General features: G+C 65.4%; 16 protein-coding genes. 11 read left to right on the forward strand and 5 right to left on the reverse strand.

Annotated elements, in window-relative coordinates; translation table 11 throughout:
• The first annotated feature begins 232 nt into the window (after positions 1 to 232).
• The 4 genes from M2428_RS18485 to M2428_RS18500 all read left to right on the forward strand — a co-directional run bounded on the left by M2428_RS18485 (position 233) and on the right by M2428_RS18500 (position 4,298).
• Entirely contained in the window at positions 233 to 679 is a 447-nt protein-coding gene (locus M2428_RS18485) for an Hsp20/alpha crystallin family protein (protein ID WP_277527418.1), read from the forward strand.
• A 29-nt stretch (positions 680 to 708) separates the two neighbouring features.
• The gene (locus tag M2428_RS18490) at positions 709 to 1,056 is read left to right on the forward strand and encodes a hypothetical protein (RefSeq protein WP_277527419.1); all 348 of its coding nucleotides are present in this window, start codon (positions 709 to 711) and stop codon (positions 1,054 to 1,056) included.
• Positions 1,057 to 1,162: 106 nt separating this feature from the next.
• The gene (locus M2428_RS18495) at positions 1,163 to 3,829 is read left to right on the forward strand and encodes a PEP/pyruvate-binding domain-containing protein (RefSeq protein WP_277527420.1); all 2,667 of its coding nucleotides are present in this window, start codon (positions 1,163 to 1,165) and stop codon (positions 3,827 to 3,829) included.
• A 43-nt stretch (positions 3,830 to 3,872) separates the two neighbouring features.
• Positions 3,873 to 4,298: a GNAT family N-acetyltransferase gene (locus tag M2428_RS18500; RefSeq protein ID WP_277527421.1), complete on the forward strand. Its 426-nt coding sequence runs from the start codon at positions 3,873 to 3,875 to the stop codon at positions 4,296 to 4,298.
• Positions 4,299 to 4,421: 123 nt separating this feature from the next.
• Here M2428_RS18500 and M2428_RS18505 read toward each other — a convergent pair whose 3' ends face one another.
• The gene (locus tag M2428_RS18505; RefSeq protein ID WP_277527422.1) at positions 4,422 to 5,387 is read right to left on the reverse strand and encodes a carbohydrate kinase; all 966 of its coding nucleotides are present in this window, start codon (positions 5,385 to 5,387) and stop codon (positions 4,422 to 4,424) included.
• 31 nt (positions 5,388 to 5,418) lie between these two features.
• Between M2428_RS18505 and M2428_RS18510 the strand changes: the two genes are divergently transcribed.
• Genes M2428_RS18510 through M2428_RS18520 form a run of 3 tightly spaced genes read left to right on the forward strand, consistent with a single transcriptional unit; the run spans position 5,419 to position 6,720 of the window.
• Positions 5,419 to 5,589: a helix-turn-helix domain-containing protein gene (locus M2428_RS18510; RefSeq protein ID WP_277527423.1), complete on the forward strand. Its 171-nt coding sequence runs from the start codon at positions 5,419 to 5,421 to the stop codon at positions 5,587 to 5,589.
• Positions 5,590 to 5,643: 54 nt separating this feature from the next.
• Positions 5,644 to 6,150 (forward strand): hypothetical protein, encoded by a 507-nt coding sequence (locus tag M2428_RS18515; protein ID WP_277527424.1) that lies wholly within the window; start codon positions 5,644 to 5,646, stop codon positions 6,148 to 6,150.
• A gap of 33 nt (positions 6,151 to 6,183) precedes the next feature.
• On the forward strand, positions 6,184 to 6,720 hold the full coding sequence (locus tag M2428_RS18520) for a dihydrofolate reductase family protein (RefSeq protein WP_277527425.1): 537 nt from the start codon (positions 6,184 to 6,186) through the stop codon (positions 6,718 to 6,720).
• 25 nt (positions 6,721 to 6,745) lie between these two features.
• On the opposite strand, the gene M2428_RS18525 is transcribed toward M2428_RS18520, so the two are convergent.
• The gene (locus tag M2428_RS18525; protein WP_277527426.1) at positions 6,746 to 7,336 is read right to left on the reverse strand and encodes an XRE family transcriptional regulator; all 591 of its coding nucleotides are present in this window, start codon (positions 7,334 to 7,336) and stop codon (positions 6,746 to 6,748) included.
• 196 nt (positions 7,337 to 7,532) lie between these two features.
• Between M2428_RS18525 and M2428_RS18530 the strand changes: the two genes are divergently transcribed.
• On the forward strand, positions 7,533 to 8,168 hold the full coding sequence (locus M2428_RS18530) for a class I SAM-dependent methyltransferase (RefSeq protein ID WP_277527427.1): 636 nt from the start codon (positions 7,533 to 7,535) through the stop codon (positions 8,166 to 8,168).
• A 43-nt stretch (positions 8,169 to 8,211) separates the two neighbouring features.
• Here the strand turns inward: M2428_RS18530 and M2428_RS18535 are convergent, their stop codons facing one another.
• A complete protein-coding gene (locus tag M2428_RS18535; protein WP_277527466.1) occupies positions 8,212 to 8,550 on the reverse strand; it encodes a hypothetical protein in 339 nt (112 codons plus the stop codon).
• A 249-nt stretch (positions 8,551 to 8,799) separates the two neighbouring features.
• On the opposite strand from M2428_RS18535, the gene helR reads away from it, so the two are divergent.
• From helR to M2428_RS18550, 3 genes are all read left to right on the forward strand, one after another.
• A complete protein-coding gene (gene helR, locus M2428_RS18540; RefSeq protein ID WP_277527428.1) occupies positions 8,800 to 11,028 on the forward strand; it encodes an RNA polymerase recycling motor ATPase HelR in 2,229 nt (742 codons plus the stop codon).
• A 96-nt stretch (positions 11,029 to 11,124) separates the two neighbouring features.
• Positions 11,125 to 11,949 carry an SDR family NAD(P)-dependent oxidoreductase gene (locus M2428_RS18545; protein WP_277527429.1) on the forward strand — a complete coding sequence of 275 codons (825 nt, stop codon included), beginning with the start codon at positions 11,125 to 11,127 and terminating at the stop codon, positions 11,947 to 11,949.
• A gap of 147 nt (positions 11,950 to 12,096) precedes the next feature.
• Positions 12,097 to 13,062, forward strand: coding sequence for an NmrA family NAD(P)-binding protein (locus M2428_RS18550; RefSeq protein ID WP_277527430.1), 966 nt, complete (start codon positions 12,097 to 12,099; stop codon positions 13,060 to 13,062).
• Positions 13,063 to 13,163: 101 nt separating this feature from the next.
• On the opposite strand, the gene M2428_RS18555 is transcribed toward M2428_RS18550, so the two are convergent.
• Positions 13,164 to 13,940 carry an ion transporter gene (locus M2428_RS18555; RefSeq protein ID WP_277527431.1) on the reverse strand — a complete coding sequence of 259 codons (777 nt, stop codon included), beginning with the start codon at positions 13,938 to 13,940 and terminating at the stop codon, positions 13,164 to 13,166.
• Between the two features lie 51 nt (positions 13,941 to 13,991).
• Entirely contained in the window at positions 13,992 to 14,741 is a 750-nt protein-coding gene (locus M2428_RS18560) for a phosphotransferase (RefSeq protein ID WP_277527432.1), read from the reverse strand.
• Positions 14,742 to 14,827: the final 86 nt, after the last annotated feature.

Raw genomic sequence — 14,827 nt, forward strand, 5'->3', positions numbered from 1 at the left:
TTCTGTTAGCCGGCTCCTTGCCGGTGCTCTGACACCCCGGGAAGCAACGCCCGGGGTGTTCGGCCCGCACCTTGCAGGAGGACACCCTGAACGACACCTAGGACCACGACCGGTCCGGCTGCCCCGCAACCCTTCGTCGAGCACAGACTCCGGAGGTCCCTTGCGGCCTAATTAGCCGCTCCGAGCACCCCACAACGGTGAGCAGAGATGCAAAATCAGCAAGGAGATAGACATGGACAACCTATTCCGCCGCACCGGTATTGACGTGCCCGAGCCAGTCCGACGCTTCTTGCAAGGTGAGACAGATGCCTGGCTAAGAGTCGAGGAATACCGGGACGGCAACACGTTGGTAGTCAGAACCGATGTCCCCGGCATCGACCCAGATAAGGACATCGATATCACCGTCACCGACGGTTCCTTGCATGTTGCTGCCCGGCGAACGGAACCAGCCCACAAGGATCAACCGGGTTACCGGAGCGAAGTGCGCTACGGCGAATTTTCGCGCAGCATCCCGCTCCCCCGCGGCGCGAACCCCGAGGCTGTTGAGGCCAGCTACATCGACGGTGTCCTGGAAATCCGCGCCCAGCTGCCGGAGCAGTCAGGAACGCCGGCCACGAAAGTCCATGTCTCCCGCGGTGGAGGCCAGCCGCCGGAGGCACCCGAAAACTACACAACCTGACCGGCACCCAGAGGGCGGAAGCGACCCCGATGACGATCAAGCTCAACACCGAGGCGCTGCGCCATGCCCGACGGCTGATCAAGGACGCAACGATTGCCCGGGATACCCGGGGCGACTGGAGCGAGCACGCCCCTGACACTGACCAGGAAAACGCGTTCATCGACCGGCACGGCTACACCGAGTACGGCACGTGGCATCTGGGCGAAGACACCGAGAAACCCCACGACACCAAAGCACGTTACAGCTTTCCCTTTGGGGATTTCCGGCGGCTGCACCGCTGCGCGATTCTTGCCATCGAGAGCCGGGCCGCCCAGAACAACCATGACGACATCGCCAAAGCAGCGAAGTCCCTCCTCGACGAACTCGACAAGGACTAGAACCGGCTGCCCGGTGCAGCTATGGCCTCGGGCCTGCGGCAGTGCCAGTATGTTGGCAATCGGGATCCAACACGGCACCCGGCGCCGGCAGAAAGGACGCACGGTCATGACCTACATCAACAACTTCGCCGATGTGGGACAAGGCGACGTCGACGTGGCCGGCGGCAAGGGCGTCGGACTGGGCGGCCTCACCCAGGCCGGGCTGCCGGTTCCTCCGGGGTTTGTGTTGAACACCGCGGCCTATGCGGATTTTGTGGCTGCCAACCACCTCGAGGCCGGCATCCGCGAGCTGGCCGCACTGCCGCCGCTGGCGGCGCCACAGGACTACGAGGATGCCTCGAAGCGAATCCGCGCCTTGTTCTCCGGCGGCACCATGCCAGCCGTGATCGCAGCAGAACTCGGCGATGCTTACGGGCGCCTGGGCACAGGGGATTCGGCTGTGGCTGTGCGCTCCTCTGCCACGGCCGAGGACCTCGCCTCGGCCAGCTTCGCCGGGCAACAGGAAACCTACCTTAACGTCCGCGGGGCAGACGCCTTGGCCGAGGCCGTGACCGACTGCTGGGCTTCCCTGTGGACGGCGCGTGCCATGGCGTACCGGGCCCGTGAGGGCATTGGGCCGGACGCGGTACGCCTCGCGGTGGTGGTCCAGCAGATGGTCGAGGCCGAGGCAGCCGGGGTCATGTTCACCGCCAATCCGGAAAACGGCCGCCGCGACCAGATCGTGATCAGTGCCGCGTGGGGTCTGGGCGAGTCCGTGGTCAGCGGCACGGTGACCACGGATGACGTCGTCGTCGAGGCAGCCACGGGCTGGGTGCTGTCGCGCCGCACGGCTGACAAGGAGGTCATGACTGTCTATGCGGACCACGGCACGCGGGAGCAGCCGGTGCTGGCGGCGCGGCGTCGTCAGCCCGTCCTAGACAACCAGGCGGCGGCAGCGCTGGCTGGCTATGGGACGCGGATTGCTGATCATTTCGGGGTGCCGCAGGACATCGAGTGGGCACGGGCCGGCGGCGAGTTCTTCATCCTGCAATCCCGGCCGATCACGGCACTGCCAGAACCGGCGGCTGACACCCCGGATGTCTGGACGGTGCCGTACCCGAAGGGGATGTACTTCCGGGCGAGCATCGTGGAACAGTTGCCCGACCCGCTCTCGCCGCTGTTCGCCGACCTCATCGACGGCTCGGTGGCCCGTTCGTTGCGGGCCTTGATGGCCGAGGCCGTCGGGAAGAACGTCATCCGCGATGACGACGTGGGACTGCCCACCATTAACGGCTACGCCTATTACTACTACCGCACCTCCGGAATGTGGCGGATGATGGGCAAGTCGCTGACCGCGGTACGTGCCCTGGTCCGCGGCAAGGCGCACATGGGAGTGGCCGGCTGGCGGGAATTTTCGCGGCCGCGCTACGAGCAGGCGATCAAGGACCGGTCCGCGTCCCCCGTCGAGGAGCTCTCTGGCGAGGAACTGTTCGAGGGCGTGCAGGCGCTGCTGGACGCCGGCACCGTGTACTACACGGCCGTGCAGTCGATCATTCCCATCGCCGCAACAAGCGAAATATCCTTCCGGGCCTACTACGACAGGTTCGTTCGGCGCGACGGAGATCCCCCCGCCCAGACGTTCCTCCTCGGCTACGACAGCGAACCCATCCGGGCGGAGAAGTCGCTGTACGATCTAGCGGCCTGGGCCCGGGAAGTTCCGGGGCTGGCCCCGGCGATCCTCAACGAACCCACAGCGGCACTGGTCGAGGCGCAGCGCTCCGGGATCCCGCCGGCCGGCGTGGACCAGGCCCTCTGGCAGCAATGGCATCCCCGCTTCCGGGATCACCTCGACCGGTTCGGCCATGCGGTCTACAACCTCGACTTCGTCAGCCCGTTGCCGGCCGACGATCCCTCGACCCTGCAGGAGACCGTGAAGTTCTACCTGCGGGGACAGGGCAACGACCCACACGAGCGCCAGCGGCTGTCGGCCGAGCGCAGGGAGAACCAAACCAACCAGGCGATCACCCGGCTCGGGCCGAAGCGCAAGGCCGCGTTCCTCCGGTTGCTCCGGTGGGCGCAGAACGCCGCCCCGATCCGCGAGGACGCTCTGGCCGACGTCGGTCTGGCCTGGCCGCTGCTACGGCGGATGCTGCTCGAACTCGGACGGCGGCTGGTGGACTCCGCCGTCATCGCCGAGCCTGCCGACGTCTTCTGGCTGCGCCGCCAGGAGCTGCAAAGCGCCGTCGAGTTTGGCCTCGCCGCGCCGGGCGCATCGCCGGCTGTGGCAATTACCGGCGCGGACCGGCCCGTCCGCGCCGACGCCGTCGAGGAGCGCAAGATGCTGTGGCGAGGGCAAGCCAAAGCCTCTGCCCCGCAGCTGCTCCCGGAAAGCCGGTGGATGGAGGGGGCCTTAGGGAAAATGATGCCCGCGGGCGCTCAGGACCAGCTGGGCGACATCATCAAGGGTGTCGGCGCCAGCTCGGGCCGGGTCACCGCTCCGGCCCGCGTCCTAAGGGGCCCCCAGGATTTCGGCCTGATGGTGCCCGGAGATGTCCTGGTGGCCCGCATCACCACTCCCGCCTGGACCTCGCTGTTCGCGATGGCCTCCGCCGTTGTCACCGACGTCGGCGGACCGTTGAGCCACAGCTCGATCGTGGCCCGCGAGTACGGCATTCCCGCCGTGCTCGGCACCGGGGTGGCCACCCAGCGGCTGACCAGCGGCCGGCGCATCCGCGTGGACGGCGACGCCGGCACCGTGGCGATCGAGGATCCGGGAGTTACGCAGGGGCCGTGACCCGATCACGTCCGGGGGCGCACAACCGTGCAACACTGATCCGATGTTGACCTTCAGCATCTCCACTTCCTGCGAGTTTTCCGACGTCGAACTTCTCTCCTTGTACGAATCCGTGGGCTGGACCGCCTATACACGGGACCCAGAACTGCTCACCAGAGCGATCCGAAGTTCCTCGTTTGTTGTCACAGCACGAAACGAGGACGCCGGGCTGGTTGGCCTCGCGCGGGTAATATCCGACGACGCGACCATCTGCTATCTGCAGGACATCCTGGTGCGCCCGACATTCCAAGGCACGGGAATAGGGCGGGCTCTGGTGGAGCAAGTGTCAGCAAGGTACCAGCATGTCCGGCAAACAGTGCTCATTACAGACAATGAACCAGGGCAGCGCGCCTTCTACGAAGCCTTGGGCTTTACCGAGGGGTCGAACTTCACTCCGGAACCCGTACGTGTCTTCGCCCAATTTCACTAACCGGAGGCGGGCAAACGGCCTAACTGGGTCAACTTGATTGGCCTCCCGCCGCCGGCTAGTGCTCGATGATGCGTTCCGTAAGCCCCTCCCCCACCGCGTATCCCCCGTTGGCTCAACACCTCTTCATGCAGACCGGCCACTGGGAGCCGGTGTCTGGATGGACAGCGGCCCCAGTTCCGCCAACCGCGGTGGATTCGCACCCTTCCGGGAACAGGTGATCGCTGCCGCGCGGTTCGCGTATGAGGCGAGTGCGTGCAACTGATCCAGGCTCAGGGTCTGCAGTTGCTGCCTTCCCTGCCCCCCGAGCGCTTCAAGTTGGGCGAGTCCGGATATAAGCCCCGCCATGAAGGAGTCGCCGGCGCCCACGGTATCAGCCACCGTGACGGGTTCGGCTGCCATCTCCACCCGCCCCTTGCCGGAGAGGATGACCGGCCCGGAGGCTCCCCGCGTCAGGGCCACAACCGCAGGACCCAGTTCCAGCCAGGCCTGCAGGGATTCTTCCGCGGTTCGGTCCGGGTAGAGCCAGAGCAGGTCTTCATCGCTGGCTTTGACCACATCACTGGCCGCCACGAACAATTCCGCCTGCCGGCGTGCCGCAGCCGCATTGGGGCTGATTGCGGGCCGGCAGTTGGGGTCGTAGCTGATGGTCGCGTGCTCCCGGGCGGCCTGTACCAGGACAAGAGTGGCCTGCTCCCCCGGCGGAAGCACCGTGGCGATCGATCCCGTGTGGACGTGGGTGGAACTCCTAACAGCGGCGAGGGCAGGCAGGGACGCCCCATCGATTGCCCACGTGATCGAGAAGGCGTACTCGGCGGCACCGTCGGAACCCAGCGTGGCGAGGGCCGATGATGTCGGCGTGGTTCCGCCGTTAATCACCCGGACGCCGTTCGCCTGCAGATGCTCTTCGAGCATGAGTCCGTGCGGGTCAACGCCATAGTGGGTCACCAGGTTCGTCCCGAGGTCGAGGCGCGCGGCCCCTACCGCCACGTTGAGCGGGCTGCCGCCGGGATGGGCCTGGAGGCCGGCCGACCCGCGGGGGTCGCTGATGATGTCGACGAGTGATTCGCCGACATTTTCGAAGTATTTCAAGCGTGCAACCGGCCAGAATTTCAGCGATCTGGTGCGTAAACTTCGTCTGGCCCATGCCCGCCGGCTGCTGGAGCGGAGCGACAAGTCCATCTCCGATATCTGCTACGAAGTGGGATTCACCAACCTGTCCAATTTCAACCGGCATTTCCGCAATGACGCTGGCGAGACTCCCCGGGACTATCGTCAGCGGGTTCAGAACTGACGCTGTGACTGAACTGCATGGCCAGGCGATGGGCATCAGCGGTAGATTGTCGCCATGGGACAGACTTCCTCGGGCCGCCGGGATTTGCTCACCGATCGGCTATTGGGTGTGGCGGAGTTCAGCCATGCGCATTGGTTCTTCGGCAATCTCTATGAGGCCCTCGTCAAAATCCCTCACCGCGTCGCGGCCGCGGAAGCAAGCCGTGAACTCCCCCGCTCGCCTTTTGGCGCGGGAAGCCCCGGCCGCTACTACGCCCCGATCGCCCCGATCAACGCCCCAGCGGCCATCGCTGCCCTGGTGGCAGGCTGGAAGCATGCCGACAGCAGGCCATGGCTGATAGTCGCTGCTGCCAGTTCGACGACGGGGGCGGCCGTCACCGCGTATCTGCTACGGTCCATCAACCCCGACCTGTTCTTCAGCCCACAACCGCTCAGCGAGATGCGGCGCAACCCCCTGCTGAAACGGTGGTACAGGGTCCACGCACTCCGGCTCGCAGCCAGCGCTGTTGCCCTGGCCGCCATCCATGAGGCACGAACACTCCGGCTCACAAGCCGCGGATAACAGCCAAGCGCCACCGACCTGAAGGGGATCTTCATGGGCAAGCTCACTGTCACCGCTTTTACCACTCTGGACAACGTTGCCGAGGAGCCCCAGCTCTGGACGGGCCCGTTCTTCAGTGACGCTACCGCGGCATTCAACGAACAAGTGCTGACCGATGCGGACTCGATGCTGCTCGGCCGGGTCACCTATGACGGATTCGCCGCCTCCTGGCCGTCACGGTCGGGCGACTTCACCGCCGACAAGTTCAACGCCATGCCGAAGTATGTCGTGTCAACCACCATGGACCACGCGGACTGGAACAACAGCACGATTATCACCAACGACATACCCGGCAGGGTCCGCGCGCTTCGCGAACGGGAAAACGTGATCGTCTGGGGAAGCCCGACGCTCGTCAAGACGCTCATGGCGGAGAACCTCGTCGACGAGTACGTTCTGCTGGTCTCCCCCATCGTGCTCGGGGGTGGCAAGAAGATGCTGCCGGAGGACGGAACCCGGCACACGCTGCACATCGTCGAACTTGAACTCCTCGAAGGCGGGATGCTGGCACTCCGGATGGCGCCTGCGGCCTGAGGCATGAGCCGATCAGCCGATAGGCCTAGGTATCCAGTTTGGGTGCTGCGCGGACGTGAACGCGTTGGCCTTGCTTGCCGATGAGGCTGAGGAATTCGACGGGACCGGCGCTCGTGGCGCCGAACCAGTGCGGGGTCCGCGTGTCGAACTCCGCGGCTTCGCCGGGCTTGAGGATGAGGTCGTGTTCACCGAGCACCAGACGCAAGGTGCCGTTGAGGACATAGGCCCAGTCGTAGCCGTCGTGCGTGCGTAGCTGAGGCTCCTGCCCATCTTGACCTTTGGGGAGGATGAACTTGTAGGCCTGAATACCCCCTGGCCGGCGCGTGAGAGGCAGGATCGTCGACCCGTCTGCACCGGCAACAGGTCGAAAATTCAGTCGGGGGTCGCCGGTCGGTGGCGCGTCGACGAGTTCGTCGAGACTGACACCGTGCACGCGGGCCAGTGGAAGCAGCTGCTCGAGTGTGGGGCGCCGTAAGCCTGATTCGAGCCTAGAGAGTGTGCTGGCGGAGATGCCTGTCTGCTCGGCCAGGTCCGCGAGTGTGACGTCCCGGCGGAGTCGGAGTCGCTTGAGGCGCGGTCCGACGGCGTCGAGAGTTTGGTCGAGATCGTCGTTCATGGAGATATTTTGCCATTTGGCAATATAGCTTGCACATCCGCCGGCCTGTTCGGGACCATCGTGTCTGAAGCGAAATCAGATCGGAAGGGATTCGAGACATGGCCGAGACAGGGACGTTGAGGGATGTGGTGGTGGCCGGTGGTGGCACAGCAGGATTGGGCGCCGCGTCGCCTCTGGCGCAGGCGAAGGTGACGCGATGACGCACAGCTTCGACAAGGACTACTGGGAACGGCACTGGGAACAGGCCCACGATGCTGCGCCGGTAGATGCCGGAAGTAGCGCCCCGAACCCGCATCTCATGAGTGCAGCCAGTGGACTCGAGCCGGGTACAGCGCTGGATGCCGGATGCGGGACGGGCCCGGAAGCAACATGGCTGGCCGCGCACGGCTGGCAGGTCACCGGCGCCGACATCTCCGGCGCTGCCCTCGCCCAAGCATCCGAGCGTGCAGAAAGGCAGTCCGTGTCCGGCAGGGTGACCTGGGTCGAGGCGGACCTGACCTCCTGGGAGCCAGGAAGCCGGTTCGGCCTTGTGACCAGCAACTACGCGCACCCCGCGATGCCGCAGCTGGCCTTCTACGAACGCATCTCGGAATGGGTGGCCCCGGGGGGCACATTGCTGATCACCGGGCACCTGCAGCGCACTGCCTCTGCGGGACACGGGCATCATCCTCCCGCCGAGGCGACGGCCACTCTCGGCGACATCATCCGGAGCCTCGACGCTGCAATATGGAGCATCGAGACTGCGGAGGAGATAACCCGAACACTCCTCGGCCCCGGGGGTCGAGCCTTCCCGCTGCACGACGTCGTCGTGCGGGCCACCCGGCACCCCTGACCTGCCCCTTCCGGCGTCGGGAACCTCGTGTTCCCCGACTGCGCTAGTCCCCGGGGCCCGTTCCGTCCGGCAGGCTGGCATCGACCGGGAAGGTCATGAACGCCGGCGTCTCGTACGGATGCGCGGACAGCGCGGCGTCGACGACGGCGTTGCGCCGGGAGCGCGGGTAGATCGCCTCGACCCGGGTTTCCGGCACTCCTTCGGGCGTATCGACGACGCCGATGGTCGGGTTCGCGCCCTGCAGCGGCGTAAAGCGGCCGGTGCCTTCGAGGCTGAAGGAGCAGTGCGAGTAGTTGCCCAGCCTGCCCGCGCCGGCGTCGCCAATGGCCTGCCGGACCGCGTGCGCAGCTTCGGTGGGGACGTAGATGACCAGACAATCCATTGGCTCCATGGCAGAAAGTCTGCCACGGAGCACAGTGGGGCAGGGGGCCATACGTCGGCGGCGGGATAGGGGAAATGGAAGACGACACATTCCTTCCTTACTTTCAATCTATAGGGCATAGGGGGTCTTGCCGCAAGCCCCGGTTCAGGCCGCAAAATTGGGAGGCCAACGAACCCACCGGGACCGCGCGCCCGCTCTGCGGGAAGCGATCTCCACCTGGTTCGGCACCTCTAGAAAAGAGCTGATGACGTGCCCTTGACCACCAGTGCGTTCAACCTTCCCAACCACCTCACGCCCAAGGCCGACCCGATGCTGATCGCCGGCGACGAGCAGCACTTCGCAGCCATCGCGGAGAGCCTCGAGCAGACGATCGCCGACCTCTCCGACCGTCTCGATACCACGCGCAGGGCGCCCGCCCACCTCGGCCAGGAGGCGCTGGAGCGGGACGTGGAAATCGGCCGGCTGACCGCCCGCCTGCGCGCCCTGCGCCGCTTCGGTTTGGACCTGTGCCTCGGACACATGGTCAGCGCAGACAACCCCGAGCCCGTGTACGTCGGACGGCTTGGCCTCACGGACAGCGACGGGCGCCGGCTGCTCATCGACTGGCGCTCCCCCGCCGCCGAGCCGTTCTTCGGAGCAACCCACGCCAACCCGATGGGTCTGGCAAGCCGCCGCAGGTATCGCTGGACCCGCGGCCGAATCACCGACTACTGGGACGAGGTGTTCACCCCGGACGGCCTGGTTGGGCACGCCGCCCTCGAGGACCTTTCCGCCTTCATCGCCAGCCTGGGCAGCAGCCGCTCCGCCCGGATGCGAGACGTGCTCGGCACCATCCAGGCTGACCAGGACGCCATCATTCGCGCGTCATCCCGCGGCGCTCTCGTCGTCGACGGCGGTCCAGGGACGGGGAAAACGGTCGTCGCCCTGCACCGCTCCGCCTACCTCCTTTACTCCGACCCCCGCCTTGGCCACCGTGGTGTCCACGGCAAAAGCGGCGTGCTGTTCATCGGACCGCACCGGCCCTACCTGGCCTACGTCGCCGACGTCCTCCCCAGCCTCGGAGAGGAAGGCGTGCGGACCTGCACGTTGCGGGACCTCGTCCCCGAGGGAGCCACCGCAGCGATCGAGACCGACCCGGACGTAGCCCTCCTGAAGTCGAACGCGGACATGGTGAAGGCGATCGAGCCAGCCGTCCGGTTCTACGAGGAGCCGCCCTCCAAGGGGATGGCGATCGAGACGCCGTACGCCGACCTCTGGCTCAGCGTTGACGAGTGGGCCGAGGCGTACGCAGCGCCAGAACCCGGCACCCCGCACAACGAGGCGCGTGAACAGGTCTGGGAGGAGCTGCTCACAATCCTCGTGGACAAGCACGACGGCGACGACGTCCCGGACGGCTTGCTCCGCAGGGCGTTGGCGCAGAACGCGGAGTTGGTCGGCGCGTTCAGCAGGGCGTGGCCGCTGCTGAACTACACCGACCTTGTCGGCGACCTCTGGTCCGTGCCCGCGTACCTGCGCATGTGCGCCCCTTGGCTCCGTCCTGACGAGGTCACTAAGCTGCAGCGCCACGACGCCCAGGCCTGGACCGTGTCCGACTTGCCGCTCCTGGATGCGGCCCGGCAGCGGCTCGGCGACCCCGAGGCCTCACGGCGCAAGCGTCGGCAGGACGCCGTCGTGAATGCGGAGCGAGAGCTCATGGACCGTGTGGTCGACGACCTGATCGCGGCCGACGACTCCGAACTCCTGGTGATGTCGATGCTGCGCGGGCAGGACTTGCAGGACAAGTTGGGCGACGAGGGTGTCACTCCCAGCGCGGACCCGGACGAGCTTGCAGGCCCGTTCGCCCACGCCGTCGTGGACGAGGCGCAGGAGCTGACCGACGCGGAGTGGCAGATGCTGCTGCTCCGCTGCCCGTCCCGGAGCTTCACCGTCGTCGGGGACCGCGCCCAGGCCAGGCACGTGTTCGCGGAGCCGTGGCTGGAACGGCTCGAGCGGGTCGGAGTGACCAGCGTGAATCTGGCGACCCTTGGCATCAACTACCGAACGCCCGAGGAGGTCATGGCGGAAGCCGAGCCGGTCATCAGGGCAGCCCTTCCGGACGCCAATGTGCCGACGTCTATCCGCAGCAGCGGCATCCCCGTCGTCCACGGGTCGACGGCGGAGCTGGGCTCGATCCTCGACAGCTGGCTCGCCGCGCATGCCGACGGGACCGCCTGCGTCATCGGCCCTGGCGGCATCGAGACCGGCCCGTTCCGGGCGACGTCCCGCGTCAGATCGCTGACCCCGGAGCTGGCGAAGGGACTCGAGTTCGACCTGGTGGTCCTCGTCGACCCGGAGGCGTTCGGCACAGGCATTGAGGGAGCGGTGGACCGCTATGTCGCGATGACCCGGGCCACCCAGCAACTCGTCATCCTCACAAATCCCCGACGTCGGCCAACGACCATGACTGCCACCCGACGGTCACGATGTGGGGAACGCTGAGCGGCGCGAAGCGACGTGCGGGCGCCCGGCGCCAAGGCGCCGGCTCCGGCCTATCATGGGGATCACGGAACGGAACGCAAGCGGGGGCCGCTAAGCATGATCAACGGACGCGAACGCAATGAAGCGCCGACGGGAAAAGTCGCGCTCGTGACCGGTGCCAGCCGAGGCGTCGGCCGGGGCATCGCGATTGGCCTGCTGGAAGCGGAATTTCGAGTTTACGGCTCGGGCCGCTCGATCGAGCAGGCGGACCTGCCGCCGGAGATCCGGCGCCTGCGCTGCGACCATCTCAAAGACGAAGAAACGGCGCACGTGTTCGAAACGATCCGGTCCGAGTGCGGCCGCCTCGATCTCCTAGTCAATTGCGCCTGGGGCGGCTACGAGAAGATGGTCGAAGATGGAGCATTCACGTGGCCTGCGCCGTTTTGGGACCAGCCGGCGCATCGCTGGACCGGCATGATGGACGCCGGAGTGCGCGCGGCATTTGAGTGTTCGGCACACGCGGCGCGCATGATGACGCCACGGCGCCGCGGCTTGATCATCAACATCAGCTTCTGGTCGGCGCAGCGCCACCTCGGCAACACGATCTACGGCATCGCAAAAGCAGCCACGGACAAGATGACCTCCGACATGGCCGTCGAGCTGAAACCGTTCGCTGTTCCGGTGGTCTCGCTCTACCCCGGGCTGGTTCGAACCGAGGCGGTCGTGGCTGCGGCGAAAAGCGGCGCGTTCGATCTCTCCACCAGCGAAAGCCCCGAGTTCATCGGCCGCGTGATCAACGCGCTGTTCCGCGACCCGAACCTGATGGCGCGGACCGGCCAAGTGCTGGTCGCCGCCGCGGTTGCCAAGGAGTTCGGCGTAGTGGACATCGACGGAAGTTCCCCGCCGGCGCTGACATTGGCGGACATCGGTTTCGAGGAGTGAGCCCCCAGATGATGATGTAGGGAGGCCTTCGATCACCCTCGGTTGAGGGCGGCGAGCCGGTGCCGCACTCAGAATCTGTCTCCCCCGCTGTTGGTAGTCTTGAGCGGACTATCGCCTTTCCACCAGACATCACTCGAGGTGCAATCAATGACCGCGACAACACCCCCTCCAGGCACCGTCCTTCTCGCCGGTGCCACCGGCGATCTCGGCGGACTAATCCTGCGGAATCTGATCGCCCTGGGGGCCACCGTTCGGGTCCTGACTCGACCCGAGACCAACTCAGCGCGGATCGCACAACTACGCGCCCAGGGCGCCGAGGTGGTCCAGGCGGACTACGATGATCCGGACGCTCTCCGAAGGGCCTGCACGGATGTTGGCTGTGTGGTCTCGGCGATCAACGGTCTCGACAGCGTTATCCTAGGTGCTCAATCGCGCTTGCTGGAGGCGGCGGCCGCGGTGGGCGTGCCCCGTTTCATCCCGTCCGATTTCTCAATCGATTACCGTGGTATCCGGCCTCGAAGCAACCGGAACTTGGAGCTCCGCAGAGACTTCGCTCAGAGACTGGACGCAACTCAAATCCAGGCCACATCGATCCTCAACGGCGCCTTCACCGACATGCTCTCCGGGCAGGCACCAATGATCCTGTTCTCACGGCGCCGTGTGCTCTTCTGGTCCGACCCCGACCAGGTGCTCGACTTCACCACCAAAGACGACACTGCCACCTACACAGCCGCTGCCGCCGTCGACGAGCGGGCGCCCCGTGTCCTCCAGATCGCCGGGGACCAGGTCACGGCAAGGAATCTGGCATCCACCATGACCGACCTGACCGGCACGCCATTCCGGCTACTCTACGCGGGCAGTGTTGGTTCCCTGACTGCCATGAGTCGGGCAGTCAGAGCCATCATGCCGGCCTCTACCGAACCGTTCCCGCCATGGCAGGGCATGCAGTACTTCGCCAGCATGTTCAGCGGAGACGCTACTCTGCGCTTCATCAACAACGACCGGTACGGAAGGCGGAAATGGACCACCGCCCGGGACGTTCTGGAGCAGCACCACCAGAGCCAAACGCCACGCCCACAAAGTAGCCCACGAGCGACCGTTCACAAGACATGATGGATGCCGCGACCCACCGAAAACTCATCCTTCGGGCTTAGTGCAACCTGCAGTTCCGGCACGCCGACGGGACGGCCCGCGCCGGGTCCGGAGCGGCGCGTTCATTGGGTTGGGCCGGCAAGGAGCTTTCTGATCTGGGCGAGCTTCGCTTCGGACTCTTCGAGGTTCAGGCGGAGCCCTTCGACTGTCGCGGTACTCGCGTCAGCCACATCGACGGGCGGTGCGGAATCCTTCTTGGGGGCCAGGAAGAAGTTGGCCAGGTATCCGGTGAACGTGCCGAAGATACCGACACCGAGGACGATGATGCCTGACCCGATGACACGGCCCAGATCGGTGACCGGATATTGGTCACCGTATCCAACTGTCGAGATCGTGACGATGGTGTACCAGATGGCGTCCGAGGCGCTAGTGATATTGGCCCCTGGGGCGTACTGCTCGACGCGGAGCATCGTGAAGCTTCCGAATTCCAGGACCAAAATGCCCATGAGCAACAGTACGTACAGGGAACTGCCGGCCCGGTCTTTGATCAGCGCGCGGCCGATCGTGCGGACGCCGACCTCGCGGAGCAGGCGGTACACCCTGATCAGCCGGAAGATCCGTAGGATCTTGAATTGCGCGACAGGCACGCTGGCCAACAGGTCGGCCCAGCCGAAGTGCTTGAAGAAATAGGCACCCGCCGATGGCGCGGTGACAATCCGAAAAAGGAAGTCGGCGAGGAAGATCACGCTGAAAATGGCGTTCATCACGGTGAGCACGGTGTCGAGCGACGTGTCCTGCACGACATACAAGAGCACGAGATTGACGATCGACAGGATCGAAAGGATGCCGATGAAGATCTCGTATCCGGTGCTCTTCAGTTCACTGCGTTCCTTGGTCATGTGAGGATTCTGGCACGTAGGCGGCTGCGTAGCCGAAACTTTTTTGCCCAGCTACGCGAGGGCCTGCTCCCAGGCCGCTTGATGCCGTGCGACGTATTGAGCCGCGGCTCGCCAGTGCTCGCCGTGTCCATTGACGCACATGTCGGCCCAGGGCTGGAACCCGGTCTGGTTCGAGGACTCCAGAAGATTGAACATCGCTGCTGTTCGTTTCGCCATAACGGCCGGCAGCGCCTTGCGTAATGCGCCATCGGCTTCGTATCCGTCAACAACGGCACGCAATCTCAGAGCCGCATTTTCCACTGGTTGCCCGTCGCACAGCTGGCCGAACGACTGCGCGGCGTAGGCCAAATCCCACAGCCGCGTGCTGGGACCGGCGCCATCCCAATCGATGAACACCCAGCGGTCTCCGATGATCAGGTTCCACGGAGCGAGGTCGTTATGGCACATCAGGTTCGGATTCTCAGCGGGCAGCAGCATGTTCCAGTCGTCCGGATGGGGAATCACGGCAACTTCACTCGCATCATGGATATGCCGAATCATCCGGCCAACCCGTAGCAAATCGTCCTGCCCGAGCGGCATCTGATCCAGCGCGAGTACGCCTTCGATGTACTCGACCACATGCCGGTCGTCTGCGTCCCGGCCTAGGGGCTGAGGAACATCCACGCCTGATGACCGGAGCGCACCAAGATAGCTCTGTACGGCGGAAGAGATTTCCAGCCAAGGTTTTCGGACGGTTTGACCAACGCGCACGACCCTTGCCGACGCGTTTCCCCCTGTCAGTTCCTGCTCGTCCTCCAACATCCCAGAAGGCTACTGGGCGCAGGCCAGATTGGCCAAAGGCCCGCGTGGCCTTACAAACTGTGGCTGCCGGGCAAATGAGAGAGTCC

The sequence above is a fragment of the Arthrobacter sp. ES3-54 genome, assembly GCF_029504395.1.
Taxonomy (GTDB): Bacteria; Actinomycetota; Actinomycetes; order Actinomycetales; family Micrococcaceae; genus Arthrobacter.

What these genes read in the sequence shown, in the direction of transcription:
- M2428_RS18485 (WP_277527418.1), top strand. Translation starts at nt 233, where the DNA reads ATGGACAACCTATTCCGCCGCACCGGTATTGACGTGCCCGAGCCAGTC.
- M2428_RS18490 (WP_277527419.1), top strand. Translation starts at nt 709, where the DNA reads ATGACGATCAAGCTCAACACCGAGGCGCTGCGCCATGCCCGACGGCTG.
- M2428_RS18495 (WP_277527420.1), top strand. Translation starts at nt 1,163, where the DNA reads ATGACCTACATCAACAACTTCGCCGATGTGGGACAAGGCGACGTCGAC.
- M2428_RS18500 (WP_277527421.1), top strand. Translation starts at nt 3,873, where the DNA reads ATGTTGACCTTCAGCATCTCCACTTCCTGCGAGTTTTCCGACGTCGAA.
- M2428_RS18515 (WP_277527424.1), top strand. Translation starts at nt 5,644, where the DNA reads ATGGGACAGACTTCCTCGGGCCGCCGGGATTTGCTCACCGATCGGCTA.
- M2428_RS18520 (WP_277527425.1), top strand. Translation starts at nt 6,184, where the DNA reads ATGGGCAAGCTCACTGTCACCGCTTTTACCACTCTGGACAACGTTGCC.
- M2428_RS18525 (WP_277527426.1), bottom strand. Translation starts at nt 7,336, where the DNA reads ATGAACGACGATCTCGACCAAACTCTCGACGCCGTCGGACCGCGCCTC.
- M2428_RS18530 (WP_277527427.1), top strand. Translation starts at nt 7,533, where the DNA reads ATGACGCACAGCTTCGACAAGGACTACTGGGAACGGCACTGGGAACAG.
- M2428_RS18535 (WP_277527466.1), bottom strand. Translation starts at nt 8,550, where the DNA reads ATGGATTGTCTGGTCATCTACGTCCCCACCGAAGCTGCGCACGCGGTC.
- M2428_RS18545 (WP_277527429.1), top strand. Translation starts at nt 11,125, where the DNA reads ATGATCAACGGACGCGAACGCAATGAAGCGCCGACGGGAAAAGTCGCG.
- M2428_RS18550 (WP_277527430.1), top strand. Translation starts at nt 12,097, where the DNA reads ATGACCGCGACAACACCCCCTCCAGGCACCGTCCTTCTCGCCGGTGCC.
- M2428_RS18555 (WP_277527431.1), bottom strand. Translation starts at nt 13,940, where the DNA reads ATGACCAAGGAACGCAGTGAACTGAAGAGCACCGGATACGAGATCTTC.
- M2428_RS18560 (WP_277527432.1), bottom strand. Translation starts at nt 14,741, where the DNA reads ATGTTGGAGGACGAGCAGGAACTGACAGGGGGAAACGCGTCGGCAAGG.